16 protein-coding genes are annotated in these 15906 nt (G+C 70.9%); 6 read left to right on the top strand and 10 right to left on the bottom strand.

Translation table 11 applies throughout. The annotated features are described in order from the left end of the window. Positions 1–3: 3 nt before the first annotated feature. Both ACYQ78_RS01785 and ACYQ78_RS01780 read right to left on the bottom strand, forming a co-directional pair. Entirely contained in the window at positions 4–1605 is a 1602-nt protein-coding gene (locus tag ACYQ78_RS01785; RefSeq protein WP_459798859.1) for a PHP domain-containing protein, read from the bottom strand. A gap of 108 nt (positions 1606–1713) precedes the next feature. Beyond that, positions 1714–2895, bottom strand: coding sequence for a trans-sulfuration enzyme family protein (locus ACYQ78_RS01780; RefSeq protein WP_459798858.1), 1182 nt, complete (start codon positions 2893–2895; stop codon positions 1714–1716). A gap of 89 nt (positions 2896–2984) precedes the next feature. Here ACYQ78_RS01780 and ACYQ78_RS01775 point away from each other — a divergent pair, with 89 nt between their 5' ends. Continuing rightward, positions 2985–4430 carry an aminotransferase-like domain-containing protein gene (locus ACYQ78_RS01775; RefSeq protein WP_459798857.1) on the top strand — a complete coding sequence of 482 codons (1446 nt, stop codon included), beginning with the start codon at positions 2985–2987 and terminating at the stop codon, positions 4428–4430. A 64-nt stretch (positions 4431–4494) separates the two neighbouring features. Then, positions 4495–5172 carry an alpha/beta hydrolase gene (locus ACYQ78_RS01770; RefSeq protein WP_459798856.1) on the top strand — a complete coding sequence of 226 codons (678 nt, stop codon included), beginning with the start codon at positions 4495–4497 and terminating at the stop codon, positions 5170–5172. 57 nt (positions 5173–5229) lie between these two features. Here the strand turns inward: ACYQ78_RS01770 and npdG are convergent, their stop codons facing one another. Further along, positions 5230–5892: an NADPH-dependent F420 reductase gene (gene npdG / locus ACYQ78_RS01765; protein ID WP_459798855.1), complete on the bottom strand. Its 663-nt coding sequence runs from the start codon at positions 5890–5892 to the stop codon at positions 5230–5232. Between the two features lie 25 nt (positions 5893–5917). Continuing rightward, entirely contained in the window at positions 5918–7060 is a 1143-nt protein-coding gene (locus tag ACYQ78_RS01760; protein ID WP_459798854.1) for a lipase family protein, read from the bottom strand. A 177-nt stretch (positions 7061–7237) separates the two neighbouring features. Between ACYQ78_RS01760 and ACYQ78_RS01755 the strand changes: the two genes are divergently transcribed. Next, complete coding sequence (locus tag ACYQ78_RS01755) at positions 7238–7816, top strand: hypothetical protein (RefSeq protein WP_459798853.1); 579 nt, start codon at positions 7238–7240, stop codon at positions 7814–7816. Positions 7817–7820: 4 nt separating this feature from the next. Here ACYQ78_RS01755 and ACYQ78_RS01750 read toward each other — a convergent pair whose 3' ends face one another. Beyond that, a complete protein-coding gene (locus ACYQ78_RS01750; protein ID WP_459798852.1) occupies positions 7821–8771 on the bottom strand; it encodes a LysR family transcriptional regulator in 951 nt (316 codons plus the stop codon). A gap of 75 nt (positions 8772–8846) precedes the next feature. On the opposite strand from ACYQ78_RS01750, the gene ACYQ78_RS01745 reads away from it, so the two are divergent. Then, positions 8847–9104, top strand: coding sequence for a CBU_0592 family membrane protein (locus ACYQ78_RS01745; protein WP_459798851.1), 258 nt, complete (start codon positions 8847–8849; stop codon positions 9102–9104). Beyond that, positions 9101–9730: a cyclase family protein gene (locus ACYQ78_RS01740; RefSeq protein WP_459798850.1), complete on the top strand. Its 630-nt coding sequence runs from the start codon at positions 9101–9103 to the stop codon at positions 9728–9730. Before ACYQ78_RS01745 ends, ACYQ78_RS01740 begins: the two co-directional genes overlap by 4 nt. Positions 9731–10002: 272 nt before the next feature. On the opposite strand, the gene ACYQ78_RS01735 is transcribed toward ACYQ78_RS01740, so the two are convergent. Next, positions 10003–10200 (bottom strand): hypothetical protein, encoded by a 198-nt coding sequence (locus ACYQ78_RS01735; protein WP_459798849.1) that lies wholly within the window; start codon positions 10198–10200, stop codon positions 10003–10005. 34 nt (positions 10201–10234) lie between these two features. Between ACYQ78_RS01735 and map the strand changes: the two genes are divergently transcribed. Next, complete coding sequence (gene map, locus ACYQ78_RS01730; protein ID WP_459798848.1) at positions 10235–11083, top strand: type I methionyl aminopeptidase; 849 nt, start codon at positions 10235–10237, stop codon at positions 11081–11083. Positions 11084–11215: 132 nt separating this feature from the next. On the opposite strand, the gene ACYQ78_RS01725 is transcribed toward map, so the two are convergent. From ACYQ78_RS01725 to ACYQ78_RS01710, 4 genes are all read right to left on the bottom strand, one after another. Continuing rightward, the gene (locus ACYQ78_RS01725) at positions 11216–11635 is read right to left on the bottom strand and encodes a sensor histidine kinase (protein WP_459798847.1); all 420 of its coding nucleotides are present in this window, start codon (positions 11633–11635) and stop codon (positions 11216–11218) included. A 103-nt stretch (positions 11636–11738) separates the two neighbouring features. Next, entirely contained in the window at positions 11739–13733 is a 1995-nt protein-coding gene (locus ACYQ78_RS01720) for a cytochrome c oxidase assembly protein (protein WP_459798846.1), read from the bottom strand. 11 nt (positions 13734–13744) lie between these two features. Continuing rightward, a complete protein-coding gene (locus ACYQ78_RS01715; RefSeq protein WP_459798845.1) occupies positions 13745–14299 on the bottom strand; it encodes a copper resistance CopC family protein in 555 nt (184 codons plus the stop codon). Between the two features lie 264 nt (positions 14300–14563). After that, positions 14564–15835, bottom strand: coding sequence for a helix-turn-helix domain-containing protein (locus ACYQ78_RS01710; protein ID WP_459799733.1), 1272 nt, complete (start codon positions 15833–15835; stop codon positions 14564–14566). Between the last annotated feature and the right edge of the window lie 71 nt (positions 15836–15906).

Below are 15906 nucleotides of genomic sequence, written 5' to 3'. Positions count from 1 at the left end.
CCATCATCGCGTACGGATCCAGAGCGGGTTCGTGTAGAACCACAGGTCGGTCCACGGGTCGGCGTCGCCCACCACGTCGATCGCGGGGCCGTGCGGGTCGACGCCGGCGCCCAGGACGCCCGCCTGGGAGCGCTTGCCGTCGGTGCCGCGGATCCGCAGGTAGACGGGGCGGTCGACGGCGCCGAGCTGGTAGGTGAAGGTCACCGTGCCCTTGGCGTTCGCCGGGACCTCGTACGACTGCACGACCCTGGTGTTCGGCGTGGTGAACACGTCCCTGTCGGCGGCGGGGCCGGTGATGTCGCCCTGGATGACGTCCACCCGGGAGAGGACCGGCACGAACTGGGCCCAGTTCGGGTTGCTCGCCAGGTCGACCTCGATCGCGAGTTCCACCCGGGTGCCCTTGCGGATGTTCAGGGTCTCGCCCAGGGTGACGCCGCGGTCGCGGGAGCGGGACTCGCGGACGCGCACGTCGATGCCGTCGATCAGGTGGCCGTGGTCGACCCAGACGCGTCCGGCGCGCAGGCCGCGCATGACGGCGGCGTAGGAGAAGTCCTCGGCGCCGACGTGGGTGCGGCTGTAGTAGCCCGGCCAGAAGTCTCCGGCCGTGGGGACGGCGCCGGTGCCGTACACGGGATCGAGGTGGAAGCCGTCGCGGTCGAAGTCGGTGCCGGGGGCGTGCGCGGCGGTGTCGAGGTAGACCTGGTGCGCGTCGGAGTTCGCGGTGATCATCCAGGGCTTGCCCTCGGCCAGGAGGCTGTCCCACAGGCCGCCGACCATAGCGGTCATCCAGTCGAAACCGCCCCAGGTCCGGTAGCTCTCGGCCGGGTAGGCCGGGAACGAGTCGGCCGAGGGGGCGCCGCTGTAGAAGCCGCGTCCGCTGCCGGGGCCGATCGGGGCCTTGAGCCCGGCGGCCTGGTGGCCGGGGGCGCCCTCGAACCCGGCGGCCACCGACGGGTCGGCGTCGCGCCAGGCGCGGATCTCGTGCGGGCTGTCCACGCCGCGCCGGGCGGGGTGGTTGGCGAAGAAGAGCGCGTCGGGGATCCGGCGGCGGCGCACGGCCTGGCCGAGCCACTGGATCGCGGCCACCGCGAGCGCCTCGTTGGCCGGAGACGATCCGGAGGCGTTCTTGACCGAGCCGTCGTAGGCGTTCTCGAACTCCTTGAGCACCGCGACCTCGTCGCGTCCCGGGTGGACGAAGACGGTCGCGTGCTCGGCCGAGGGGATGTTCCACTCGAGGCCCTGGAAGACCAGCATGTCCTTGAAGTCGGCGCGGGCGGCGACGATGTCGGGGTTGACCTTCTCGACGCCGATCTTGGCGTGCTGCGCGCCGCCGTGGTCGGTGATGACCATCCAGTCGAGGCCGTAGGCGCTGGCGTGCCGGACGTGGTCGATCACCCGGTAGTAGCCGTCGGAGCTGTACTGGGTGTGGATGTGGTGGTCGCCCGCGAGCCACTGGTAGCCGTGCCGCGGTTCCCTGCCCGTGTGGGCCAGCGCCGGAGAGGTCGTCACGGAGCTGGTCGCCACGGCGGCGGCGCTCAGCAGGCCCGCCCGCCGCATCAGGGAGCGGCGGGAGAGCTCTCCGGCGTCCAGGTCGGCGTCTGCCACCTGCAGATCGGCCGAATTGTCGGATTCATGGTGTTCGTGGTGATGATGATGCCCGTGTCCCATGGAGAGTCACATTCGACCGTCCAGGAAAACAGGGCATGACAAAGGTCAGTCGGAAGGGTGAAGTGCCTGGGCGAAGTCGGCCCACAGGTCTTCGGGGTTCTCGATGCCGACGGCGATGCGGACCGTCCCGGGCCTGATCCCGGCCGCGGCCAGGGCGGCGTCGGACACCGAGCGGTGCGAGGTGGTCGAGGGCTGCATGACCAGGGTCTCCACGCCGCCGAGCGAGGGGGCGAGCAGCGCGACCTTGAGCGAGCTCATGAACCTCTCCCCGGCCTCCCGGCCGCCGACCAGGTCGAAGGAGAAGACGCCGCCGAACTCGGGGAGCAGCTTGGTCGCCAGGGCGTGCGACTTGTGGGTGGGCAGTCCGGGCCAGTGGACGGCCTCGACCGCGGGGTGCTCGGCGAAGCGGGTGGCCAGGATCCGGATGTTCTCGGTGTGCCGGGTCATCCGCAGCTGGAGCGTCTGGATCCCGCGCAGGGTCAGCCACGACGCGAACGGGTCGGGGGCGGCGCCGAGTCCGGCGTGGAACTTCCAGACCTTCCGGTAGAGGTCGTCGTCGGCGAAGACCGAGATGCCGCCGACGATGTCGGCGTGCCCGGCCAGGTACTTCGTCGAGGAGTGCACCACGATCGAGGCGCCGTGCTCGATCGGGCGGCACAGGATCGGCGAGGCGAACGTGTTGTCGACGATCACCGGGATCCCGGCCTCCCGGGCCACGGCGCACATGCCGGGCAGGTCGGCGACCTGGGTCATCGGGTTGGCGATGGTCTCCAGGTAGAGGAACTTGGTCTCCGGCCGGACGGCGGCGCGGGCCGCCTCGGGGTCGTCCTCGGCGACGTAGGTGACCTCGACCTGGAACCGCGCCTCCAGCTCCTCCAGCATGTGGCCGGTGCCGCCGTAGAGGGAGTGCTGCGCGATCACGTGGTCACCGGGGCTGAGCAGCGCCAGGAAGATCGTGTTGATGGCGCCCATGCCGGTCGAGGCGGCGATGGCGGCGACCCCGCCCTCCAGGTCGGCCACGGCCTCCTCCAGCACCCGGGTGGTCGGGTTGGAGTAGCGGCCGTAGACGAAGGGCCCGTCGGGGCGGGTCATGCCGTCGGCGAACACGGCCGGGTCGTCGAACACGAATCCGGACGTCTGGTAGATCGGCGTCGAGATCGGCGTGCTGCCTTCGGGTTGAACCTTGGGAAGATGGACAACTCGTGTATCCGGTCGCAAATCAGTCACGTAGCCAATTTTGGGGCCTGACGCGGACTGCTTGGAGAGCCAATCTCAGGGAATTGGCTCGAATCCCGATCCAATGTCAGGATGACGGCATGACCGAGGACGATCGGCTGGTCGGCTGGCTCGGGCGCTGGGCGTCCGGGCGGGGGCCGCTCTATCTCCTGCTGGCCGCCCGGCTGCGCGGCCTCATCGACGACGGCCTGCTCGCGCCCGGTTCCCAGCTGCCGCCCGACCGGGTGCTGGCCCGGCGGCTGGCGGTGGGGCGGGGCACGGTCGTTTCCGCGTACGAACTCCTCCAGCAGGAGGGCCGGCTGATCCGGCGGCAGGGCAGCGGCACGCGCGTGGCCGAGGCGGAGCTCCCGATCAGCCGGTCGTCGGGGTCCGGGGCCAATCCGCTGCTGCTCCACGTGCTCGACCCGCCCGACGGCGTCAGCCTGCTGACCTGCGCGGCCCCGGTCGGGCCGCCGGTCGAACTGGTCGAGGCCTACCGCGAGGCGGCGACCCGCCTCCCTCACGACATCGGCTACCACCCGGCCGGGCACCCCGAGTTCCGGCGCGCGGTGGCCCGCCACCACACCCGCATGGGCCTGCCGACCGAGCCGGGCGAGATCCTGGCCACCAACGGCGGCCAGCAGGCGATCTCGTTCCTGGCGGGCCAGTTCGTCACCCCCGGCGACACGGTCAGGGTCGAGTCGCCGACCTACACGGGCGCCTCGGAGATCCTGCTCGACGCGGGCGCCAGGATCGACGCCTGCGACCTCGACGACCTGCACGAATGGGGCGTGCTGTCACCCCGTGGCCGGTCGGCGCCGGTGAAGCCCGCATTGGCGTACACGATCCCGACCGCCCACAACCCCACCGGCCGGATCATGCCCGCGCTGGCCCGGCGGCGCCTGGTCGCCTGGGCCGAGGAGGCCGACGTGCCGGTGATCGACGACGCCGTGCCCGCCGACCTGTGCTTCGACGGCGAACACCCGCTCCCGCTGGCCGCCTACGCGCGTGGCGAGCAGATCCTCACGGTGGGCTCGATGAGCAAGCTGGTGTGGGGCGGCATGCGGGTCGGCTGGATCAGGGCGGCGGCCCCGGTGATCTCCCGGCTGGCCCGCCGCCGCGCCATCCACGATCTCGGCGGCGACGTCATCGGCCAGCTCGCGGCGGTCTGGCTGCTCGACCGCTACGACGAGGTGCGGGCCGCCCGGATCGCGGTCCTGAAGCGCCGCCACGACCACCTGGTGTCCCTGCTGCGCGTCCACCTGCCCGAGTGGTCGGCCACGCCGGTGTCCGGCGGCCAGACCCTGTGGGTGCGGCTACCGCGCGGCGACGCGGGCGCGTTCGCCCAGGTCACCGCGCGTCACGGCGTGGCGGTCCCGCCCGGCACCGCCTTCGATCCCGCCGGGACCGGCTACGAGGCGATGCTGCGGCTGCCGTTCGTCCACCCCGAGGCGGAGCTGACCCGCGCGGTCGAGGGACTGGCCTCGGCCTGGCACGACTACAGCGGCACTCGTCGCCGTCCCGCGCTGCCCACGCTCGTGGTCTAGAAGATTGTTCACGGGCAGCGGACAAGCCCCCCAAAATCGGCATCGCGGGTGAATGCTGGAGGCCATGGACGCCACCTTCCTCCTCGTGCACAGCCCCGCGGTCGGCCCGTCCACGTGGGCCCCGGTGGCGGCCGAACTCCGCGCCCGCCGCCGCCGCGCCGTGGTCCCCACGTTGACCGAGGTGACGACGGGACCGCCCCCTTACTGGCCGCGCGTGGTCGACCAGGTGTCCATGTCCGCCCCCGACGGCCCGGTGGTGGTCGTCGCCCACAGCAACGCCGGGTTGTACGTCCCCCTGATCGCCGAACGCCTGCGCGGCCAGGTGACGGCGGTGCTGTTCGTGGACGCCGCGCTGCCACCCCGGCGGGGGTCGATCCCCGCCGCAGAATCGGACCATCTGACGTTCCTGGGCGCGATGGCCGACGAGAACGGCCTGCTGCCCCGCTGGACCGACTGGTGGCCCGAGGAGATGGTGTCGGCGCTGGTCCCCGACCGGGGGACCCGCGACGAGATCGTGGCCGAACAGCCGCGCCTGCCGCTGCTCTACTACAGCCAGCACATCCCCGTGCCCCACACGTGGGACCGGGTGGCGGGCGCCTACCTGTGGTTCAGCGACCCCTACGAACGCACGGCCAAAGAGGCCGACGAGCGCGGCTGGCCGGTGACGAGGATCCCCGGCGACCACCTCCACCAGGTGGTCGCCCCGGGAGCGGTCGCCGACTGGCTGATCGCCAACACCTGACGCCGAGCACCCATCACCCGCCAACGAGGGCCTTGAGCACCTGGGCGGCGCGCAGGCTCAGACGTCCGTGACCCGGATGCCCGCGTGGGCCTTGTAGCGCCGGTTGATCGACACCAGGTTGGCCGTGAACGCCTCGACCTGATGCGCGTTCCGCAGCCGGCCCCCGTACACCCCCCGCACCCCCGGAATCCGCGCCGCCAGCGCCTGCACCAGGTCGGTCGCCTCGCGGTCGTCGCCGAGCACCAGGACGTCGAGGTCGATCGTCTCCACCGCCGGGTCGAGCAGCAGCTTGGCCGACACGTGGTGGAAGGCGCCCACGACGCGGCTCTCCGGGAGGACGGCCGCCGCCTGCTGGGCCGCGCTGCCCTCCTCGACCGGCAGCGCGAAGGCGCCCTGCTTGTCGAAGCCCAGCGGGTTGACGCAGTCGACCACGATCTTCCCCGTCAGCGTCTCGCGCAGGTCGGTGAGCAGCGCCCTGTGGCCGTCCCACGGGACCGCGACGATGATCAGATCGGCCTCGGCGGCGACGTCGGCGTTGGCGCCGCCCTCGACGCGGCCCGCGTCGGCGAGCGCCTCGGCGGCGGCCTGGGCGCGCTCGGCGTTGCGGGAGCCGATGAGCACCCGGTGGCCGGCCAGGGCGAAGCGGCGGGCGAGGCCGTTGCCCTGGTCGCCGGTGCCGCCGAGGATCGCGATCGTCACATTCTCAAGTTGGTCGGACATGTCCCCGATCATGCCAGGTGGCGGATCAGCAGTTCCCGAAGGCCGGGAGTCCGAGCATGCGCCCGGCCAGCCAGGCGATGGCGAGCGGGCCGCCCTCGACCGCGCCGAGCACGTGGCTGGGGGCGGGGACGCTCGTCCACGTCACCGTGCCGCCCTTGGCGCACCACTCGGAGCGCAGGGTCCGGCTGACACCGATCGGGATGATCTCGTCGCCGGTGCCGTGCCAGACGAACACCGGGACCGACGGCTTCGTCCCGCCGAGGCGGTTCTCCTGGAGGCGGGCGGTCCAGTCGGGGCGGTTCATGACGTCCTGGGTGGTGAGTTCGGCGAGGGTGCGTCCGGCGAGCTTGCCGCGCAGGTCGTCGACGCAGTCGTCGCGGGCGTCGGCGAACAGGGCGGCGCCCTCGGGGGTCAGGTAGTCGCCGAGCCGCAATTCGGGGTAGGCCGCGTCGAACCCGAGCCCGGCCGCCGCCGACAGGCCGAAGTCACCGCCGCCGTCGAGGTTCTCGGCGACCTTCTTCAGATCCGCCGGTACGCCGCCCGCCGCCACACCCCGCAGTTTGAGCTCCGGGGCGTAGGAGGGCTGGAGCTGGGCCGCCCACGCCGCCGACGACCCGCCCTGCGAATACCCCATGATCGCCACCGGCCCACCGGCCGACAGCCCCGCCCCCGACACCCGGGTCGCCGCCCTGATCGAGTCGAGCACCGCGTGGGCCTGCGACTTCCCCGCCATGTACGTGTGGTCTCCCGGCGTCCCCAGCCCTTCGTAGTCGGTGACCGCCACGGCCCAGCCCTTGAGCAGCATCAGGCTGACGAAGGCGAGTTCGAGCTCGGTGCCGCGCGCCATGGCGGCACTGGGGGCGCACTGGTCGCCGAGGCCGTGGGTGCCGACGGCGTAGCCGACGATGGGTCTCTTCCCGATGTATCCGGCCTTGGGGACGAGCAGCGTACCGGAGACGATGTTCGCCCCGCCGACGGCGGAGGTCGACTGATAACGGAGGTGCCAGGCCTTGGCCGGCACCTCCAGCAGCCTGCCGGGCGCGAGGTAGACGGTGGTCGGAGTGGCCTCGACGACGTCACCCGGCGCGGCGGCGCGGGCGACGGACGGCCCGGCGAGCGGGAGGAGGGCCACGATCGCGAGCACGGTGGCACGAACTCGAAGACGCATGGGACAAGCCGCCCTTCACGGGATCACTTCTCGGGGATCACTTTTCGAGGGACGGCGCCGTGAGCCGATGGTTACCCGCCAGTAGACGTCAGTCAAGTCCCGAGTCAGGCGAATTGTCCGGGATTGGAAAAACAGAAGCGCCGGATGAGCTCCCGGCCCCTGAGGCACGATGGCGCCATGGACGCCGAAGCGGTCAGCCTCCTTCGCGAGGCCCTCGACTCCACCGAATGGCCCGACCGGGCCCGCGCCCTCGGCAGGGCGATGCGGACCACCCGCTCGCCGGGCGGCCTGCTGATCGCCGGCACCCCCGACGACGAGCCGTGGCACCTGACCGCCCACCTGGCCGACGAGGCCCGCCTGACGGGCCTGTCCCAGCTCACCCCGACCCTCCTGCGGTGGTCCCCCGACCTGTCCGCCCCCCCGCACCTGCGCGTGGGCGTCGACCGCCTGCTCGAAGCGCGCCGCGGGGAGACGCTGGTGGTCGTATCGGAGACCGAGGCACCGATCACGCTGCTGGAACGCGTCAGCGACGCCCGCAAGACGGGAGCGACCATCCTGGCCATCGACGGCGGCGACCCGGAGTTGGAATCCCTCGCCCACGACGCCTTCGCGGTCCCCCGCCTGACCGCCCCCCTGACCTTCGACGGCGCCCAGCACCTGGTCAGCATGGCCGCGGGCGAGGCCCCTCGAAAGGGCCTCAGGGAACGCTTAGCCCGCTTCGCCGACAAGATCAGCGGCCCTCGCGTCCCGGACTGACGACTCAGTGGGCTTCGAGGGAAGCGCTGAGGATGGCCACCCGTTCGGTCAGCTCCTCGGCCGCTTCACGCAACACCTCGATCACCACGGCCTGTACCGGGTCGGGCTCCCCCGACCGGGTCCGGCTCACCCTCGTGAGGGCCTCGATCCGCCGCGAACCCACTCCATGGATCCCCGTCACCACCACCTCGCCGCGCGGGAAGTCGAGCAGCGCCAGCGACGGCACGATCGCCACCCCGTGACCCGCCGCCACCAGGCTCAGCACCGGCGGGAACTCCGAGATCACGTGCTTGCGCCGGGGCTCGAACCCGTGCAATTGGCTGAGCCGTTCCAGGGCGACCCCGCACGCTTGGAAGGGCACCCCCGCCACCCACGGCAGATCGGCCAGTTCGCTCACGTCGGCCGGAATGTGGTCGAGGGTCGGCGGTGCGACGATCCGGTATTCGTCGTCGTAGAGCCGGTGGCGCGTCATCGACGGCAGGGACGGCGCGGGGGTGCTCATGTCGCGCTCGGTCACCACCAGATCCACGGCGCCCAGTCGCAACTCCTGGAGGGCGTCGCTGCCGTACACCTCGTTGATCACCGGCACGATCCGAGGATGCCGCTCGGCGAGGACCCGGAGCGCCGGGACCAGCAGGTGGCGGATCACCGTCGGGAAGGCCGCGATCGTCACCGGGCCCGACAGGCGGTCGGCGAAGCGGTTGAGTTCGTTGCGGGCCTCGGAGAGCTGGGCCTCGATCCGCTCTCCGTAGGCGGACAGCACCCGGCCCGCGGGCGTCAGCGAGATGCGGCGCTGGGAGCGGTCGAGCAGGGGCAGGCCGACCTCGCGTTCGAGCTGGGCGAGCTGCTGGGAGACGGCCGACGGCGTGAGGTGGAGCGCCTCGGCGGCCTTCATCACGCCACCCCGACGGGCGACCTCGTGGAGGATCCGCAACCGTCGCGGGTCGATTTCCATGAAGCACACCTTATGTCCGGCTTCAGTTTTCTTCACTTGCCCTTCAAATGGACATACCGCGAACATGAGGGGGAAATGTCTACCTTCATCACCGTGATCGGCGTCGTCGGCGCGATCGCCCTCCTCATCGCCTACGGTCTCGTGTCCACCGGCAAAATGACCGGCGACAGCATGACCTACCAGGCCATCAACCTCACCGGCGCCGTCACCCTGGCGGTCAACAGCGCCTACCACGGCGCGTGGCCCTCGGCGATCCTCAACATCGTCTGGACCGCCATCGGCGTGTTCACCGTCGGCCGGCTCGTCGCACGAAGGGCACCCGCCAGAACATGAGCCTCATCGAACTGAGCCACCCCGTCACCGAGGGGATGATCACCTATCCCGGCATCCCCGGGCCGGTGCTCGGCGTCCACCTGAGCCGCGAGGACTCCAGGAACGTCTACGCCGAGGGCACCGAGTTCTTCATCGGCACCATCTCCATGGCGGCCAACACCGGCACCTACCTCGACAGCCCCAGCCACCGCTTCGCCGACGGCGCCGACCTGTCGGGCCTGCCGCTGGAGAAGCTGGCGAACCTGGAGGGCGTGGTCGTCAAGGGCACCGACCTGCCCGCCGACCTCGACGTGTCGGGCAAGGCCGTGCTGTTCCACACCGGCTGGGACACCCACTGGGGCACCGACGCCTACTTCACCGGCCACCCGTCGATCACCGGCGCGACCGCCGCCGCGCTCGTCGACCGGGGCGCCGTATTGGTCGGCATCGACTCACTCAACATCGACGCCACACCCCCGAAGGGCGACCGCCCGGCCCACACGACGCTCCTGGCGGCGGGCATCCCGATCGTCGAGCACCTCACCAACCTGGGCGCGCTCCCCGCGACGGGCTTCCGCTTCCACGCGGCCCCACCCCTGGTCGCCGGCATGGGCACCTTCCCCGTCAGGGCCTACGCAGTGCTCTAAAAGCTCTTCTTCCGTTACGGCTCCGCCTACTTCGGCACCGCCCACCGCCCGGGGGAAGCACCGTATCCGGCGCCAACCGGCCGCGTCTCTCCCCGGCGCAACGAGCGAGCCGGACGCCCGTCTACAGCCCGTCGACGGTCAGGCTTCGCTCGTAACGGCGCGCGGCCCGCGCGGCCGGTGACCGCCGGGAACGGCGCGCTGCCCGAACGGCGGCCGGGGCCAGGGTAGGCGGAGCCGTAACGGAGAGAGAAGATTTTGATCTTGACGGGGATCTAGTCGCCGTCCCAGTCCTTGTCCTGGTCCTTCCAGGTCTTGTTGCGGGCCGAGGCCGTCGCCAGGGCGTTGGACGCCTCGGCCTCCGTGTCGTAGGGGCCCATGCGGTCTTTGTTCGGGCACCCCTGGTCGCCCTCGACGCGCATGTGCTTGAGACAGAACCACCAGTGTCCGCTTTGCTCGCTCACATCGGCCATCTTGCCCCTTCCGCGCGCACATAGACTTGCGCGCATGACGACACTGCTCCGGCCCGGGCGGATCTCGCCCACCCGCAAGGTTCCCGCGCACATCGAGCGCCCGGAATATGTGGGTAAGAAGGAGCCGAAACGTGGCGCGTCAGACGTGCAGACCCCCGAGACGATCGAGAAGATGCGGGTCGCCGGGCGGATCGCCGCCCAGGCGCTGGAAGAGGTCGGCAAGCACTGCGTGCCGGGCGTGACCACCGACGAACTCGACCGCATCGGCCACGAGTTCCTGCTCGACCACGACGCCTACCCCTCGACTCTTGGCTACCGCGGCTATCCCAAGTCGCTGTGCACCTCGCTCAACGAGGTCATCTGCCACGGGATCCCCGACGACACCGTCCTCAACGACGGTGACATCATCAACATCGACATCACCGCCTTCATCGGCGGCGTCCACGGCGACACCGACGCGACGTTCCTGGTCGGAAACGTCGACGACGAGTCGCGCCTGCTGGTCGAGCGCACCCGCGAGGCCACCAGCCGGGCCATCAAGGCCGTCGCCCCGGGCCGCCAGCTCAACATCGTCGGCCGGGTGATCGAGGCCTACGCGAAGAGGTTCGGCTACGGCGTGGTCCGCGACTTCACCGGTCACGGCATCGCCCACTCGTTCCACAGCGGCCTGATCGTCCCCCACTACGACGACCCCTCGCTCGCGGTGACCCTGGTCCCGGGCATGACGTTCACCATCGAGCCGATGCTGACGCTGGGCACGATCGACTACGACATCTGGTCCGACGGCTGGACCGCCGTCACGAAGGACCGCAAGCGCACCGCCCAGTTCGAGCACACCATCGTGGTCACCGACACGGGCGCGGAAATCCTCACGCTGCCGTAGTCCGCCAGGCCCGGCGGCCCTCACGGACGCCGGGCTCGCTTCTCCGATCGGCCATCACGGTGGCCGGCACGCTCCAACGAGCCGCTCAGCACTCACGGACGCCGGGCTCGGCCCTTACGTGTGCGCGGGGGACTACGCCCCCTTGAGGGCTCTCTTCGGGACGACACCGCTCAGAGTGGTCCCCGAACCCAGGACGCTGTTGATCGACAACGTGCCGCCGATCTCGACGAAGTTGGCCTTCATGGCGGTCAGGCCGCGGCCCGTGGTGCCCTCGGAGAAGCCGACGCCCTCGTCGCTGATCGTCATCCGCAGACCGGTGGCGCCGACGGTGACGGCGATCGCCACATGGCGCGCTCCACTGTGCCGCTCGACGTTGGCGAGCGCCTCGGTGACCACGGCGTAGACGGCCCGCACGACGCCTGCGGGCAGCGGCGCGTCGGGCAGCGCCCACGTCTCGACGGCGATGCCGGTTCTGACCGACCAGTCGCTCAGGTATCCCTCAAGGGCGGGCTTCAGCCCCGTGCCCTCGCGCAGCCGCAGTTCCTCGGACAAAGCTCTCCAACTCCCCTGATCTTCACCGGCGACGCTAACGGGTGATGCTCAAGGAACGGTTGCCGTTTGCTTAGGGTTTGCCGAACCCAGAAGATGATGCCCGTCAGCGCTTTTGGTCACGCTTGTTGAGCTTCGCCAGATAGTCGTTGTACTGGTCGAGTTCGCTGTCACCCGAGCCACCCGAGCGCGCCGCAATCAGGTCGGCCTTGCGGTCCTCCCGCTTGGCCGTGCGCTCGTCGGCCCGCCACCACTGCACGGCCAGCGCGATCAGCACGATCAGCGTGGGGATCTCGCCGAAGCCCCAGGCGATGGCGCCGCCGGTGTTCTGGTCGGACAGCGACGAGGCGCCCCAGGTGCGGCCGAGCTGGTCGTACCAGTCGGAGGCCAGCACGCTGCCCATGCTCATGATCGCCATGGCGAAGAACGCGTGGAAGGGCATCGTCACGAACAGCAGCAGCAGCCGCCCGAAGTAGGGCAGCTTGCTGGGCGCCGGGTCGACCCCGACGATCACCCAGAAGAACAGCGTGCCGGTCAGCAGGAAGTGGAGCGACATGGCGATGTGCCCGAGGTGCTCCTCCATCGCCGAGGCGAACAGCGGGGTGAAGTAGAGCGCGTACGTCGACACCACGAACAGCGCCGTCGCGATCGCCGGATGGGCGACGAACTTGGCGACCCGGCTGTGCAGGATCACGGTGACCCACTCGCGCGGCCCCCGGTCGCCCCGTCGCACGGCGGGCTTCAGCGCGCGCAGCGCCAGCGTGACCGGCGCGCCGAGCACCAGGAAGATCGGCACCAGCATCGACAGGATCATGTGCTCGGTCATGTGGACGCTGAACAGCACCGGCGCGTAACGCGCCACCCCGGTCTGGGTGGTCAGCACGAGGATGAGGATCCCCAGGCCCCACGCGATCGACCGCCCGACGGGCCACGAGTCACCCCGGCGGACGAGGCGGACGACCCCGGCGGCGTACAGACCCCCGAGAACGGCCGCGATCACGGCGAAGAAGAGATCGAACCACCAGAGCGTGAGCAGGTTCGTGAACGAGATCTGCGGCGGCATGACATAGCCGAGCAGGTCGAACGCCCGGTCGGTCGGCAGGTTCTCGACCGGCGGCGGCGCGGTCTGGGCGAGCGCGACGGCGATGCCGACCGTTCCGGCCATCAGCATGATCTCGCCGAGCACCAGCTTGGCGAACGCCATCGAGCGCCCGGCGGCCAGGTCGGGCAGCGTGCGCTTGCGGTGCCACCAGCCGATGGCCCCCAGCCCGAAGTAGGCGAGGATCTTCAGCACCAGGATCAGCCCGTAGGCCGTGGTGAACAGCACCGTGATCGACGTGATGCGGGCCGCGACCGACGCCAGTCCCGACAGGCCGACCCCGACGAAACACCAGAACGCCATGCGGGAGAACCGTTCGGCGGCGAGCGAGAGCCGGTCGAAGCCGCGCAGCGCGTGGTAACACAGGAGCCCGAGCCCGCCGACCCACAGCGCCAGGAAGAGCAGGTGGAAGGCGACCGACGTGGTGGCCAGGCCGTGATTGGGCGAACTGGAGGAGTGGCCGGTCAGCGCCGGGGGCAGCAGGGTGGCCAGCGCGAACGCCAGCAGCCCGCCGGCCGCGCCGACGGTGATGGCGCCCCGCGCGAACAGCGCGATCGACACCGAGAACAGCACCACGAGCGTGAGGGCGATGCCCTGCGGGGTCTGCCCGGCGTAGCTGGTCAGCTGATTCCCGTCGAGCACGACGTCGACCGGCTGGCCGAGCGACTGCGACAGCCCGAAGACCAGGTTGAGCGCGGCGGCCCCGGCCCAGACCAGCGCCGACCACGACGCGGCCTTGACGTAACCGAGGGCGGTCTTGCCCAGCAGCCCCTTGTCGGAGGGCAGGAGCGCGGCGGCCATGAGGAGGAGCCCGACGGTGAGGAGCCCGGCGACGTCCATGCCGAGCTTGGAGACCGGGACCATCCACCGGGTGAGGGTGCCCTCGTCGGGCAGGCCCGGGATGACCCGGGGGGTGGCCGCGCCGCCCGCGACCATGCCGACCACCAGCGCCCCGGCGGCGGCGCACCCGCCCGCGATCGCGAGCCGGACGGTCTTGTTCATCCCGGCGGCCTTCATGGCTTCTTGCGCATACTGAAGGCCATGCCGATCCCGATGCCGGCGATGCCGAAGACGACGATCCAGACCCAGGCGGGGATCTGGCCGCCGTCGTCGGGCGCGGGGGCCTGGGTGTTCCCGGGGGCGTTCTCCGTGGGCGCCGCGGCGGCGGCCTGCACGGCGGCGGGCGCCCCCGGCTGGTCGGTCGCCTCCGGGACATAGGTGAACGGGATCTCGCCCTCGACCGGGTGGCCGTCCTTGGAGACGACGCGGTAGGCGATCGTGTAGGCCCCGGCCGGCAGTGCGGCGGCCGGACCGACGTCCTGGAGGACCTTGCGGCCCTCGACGCGCGGCTTGCCGTTCTCGTAGCGCTCACCGTCGGGACCGGTCAGCACGACGGCGGGGAACCGCACCGACTCGCTGAACTCGAGCGTCACCTTGGGCAGCGAGGTGACCTGGGTGTTCTCCGCAGGATCGCTGCCCCGCAGAGAGGTGTGCGCGGCGGCCGGCGCGGCGGGGAGGAGAAGGGCCGCGACGACGGCCAGAACGGCGACGATCGGTGAACTCTTCATGGCGCCCTAAGGCTACCGACGCAGGACCGTGGTCTCGCCTTGAGGTCACGATCCGCCGCTTGTGTACGCCACCCACGCACCGGCTGACCGCAACGCGCCCATCTGGCACGAAAAATCCGGACAGCATCCGCTGTCCGGAAATTTCATGACCTGCTCATGCGGGCCCATGGCGAGGATCTCGGGGACACCCGGACCTCGCCACGTTCCGGCCGGAGCCAAGGCCGCCGGAGCCGGAGCCCGTCAGAGCCATGTCCCGCCGGTGGGTCACAGGCCGACGCAGGCGAGGGCCTTCTGGGCGGCGATGATGCTCTGGTCGTGGTCGTGGAGGCGGTCGTAAGCCTCGGCGACCGTCATCCAGCTCTGGGCCCAGCGGCGCATCGGCGCCGGGTCGAACGCCTCGGTGGCGTGGCCCAGGGCCACGGCCGCCTCTTCGTCTTCGTGGAGGATCAGCAGGGCCTGACCCTGGACGAGGTTGGCGTCGGCCCAGTGTTCGCCGCGCGACTCGCGGAGCATGTCGTCGGCGGCGCGGGCGTTCTCGACGGCGGCGCGGGGGTTGCCCATCGCCAGTTCGGTGCGGCCCAGCTCGATCTGGCAGCGGGCCTTGTCGAGGACCGAGGCCGACGACTCGCCGAGTTCACGCTGGGCGCGGACCAGCAGGTCGCGGGCGGCCTCGACGTCGTTGACGCGGGTGCGGACGATCATGGTCGCGTAGGCCACCCGCAGCCTGGCCAGGTTGCGGTGGTCGCCGTTCTCCGACTGGATGGCCATGGCCCGCTCGAGCAGGCTCATGCCCTCCTCGCCACGGCCGGTCTCCTGGGCGACGAACGCCGCGTTCCACGAGGCGGCCACGATGGCACGGGGGGTGCCGAGCAGTTCGGCGGCCGACAGCAGCTCGGAGGCGAAGTGGCGGGCGCGGAGGAGGTCGCCGCGGGTGCGGTAGACGGAGAGCAGGGTCGAGCCGAGCTCGATCAGCGCGTCGGTCCAGGCCGGGCGGGAGGTGCCGCCGAGCAGCGCCTCACCGACGCGGACGGCCTCGCCGAGCTCGCCCTCGTCACGGTGGCAGCGGCAGAGCGCGACCGCGACGGCCACCTGCCACTCGACCGACATCGGGCGCTCGGTGTCGGCGCGCAGGCCCTTCAGGAGCCGGATCGCCTCGGCCCGGTCGCCGCACGCCTCGGTCGCCAGGGCGCAGCCGTATTCGGCCTCCTGGCGGAGCTGGGCCAGACCGGTGAGGCTGGTGTCGGTCAGTAGCTCGGTGTAGCGGCGGCGCGCCTCCTGGGCTTCGCCGTTCTCCAGAGCGAGCCGCGCGAATCGCAGCCCGACCTCGATCTCCTCCATCTGCTCCGCGGTGACCCCGTTGACCAGATAAGTAAGCGAACAGTCGAGTTTCTGAGCCAGGAGCTCCAGAACTGCCGGAGTAGGAGTACGCTTACCGCTCTCAATTAGGGAAACATAGCTGTCGGACAGCTCAGGATGTGCGAGTTGCGCTTGAGAGAGCCCCCGCTGTCGGCGGATGGTCTTGATGCGCTGACCCACTAGATCTTGACCGGTCACCAGCACCCCCTGAAAGATGAAGGACCTCTTAACCCGACGGGAGCCCCACCGTG

The sequence above is a fragment of the Herbidospora sp. RD11066 genome (assembly GCF_054661255.1).
This window is presented reverse-complemented; position numbering and strand designations above follow the sequence as displayed.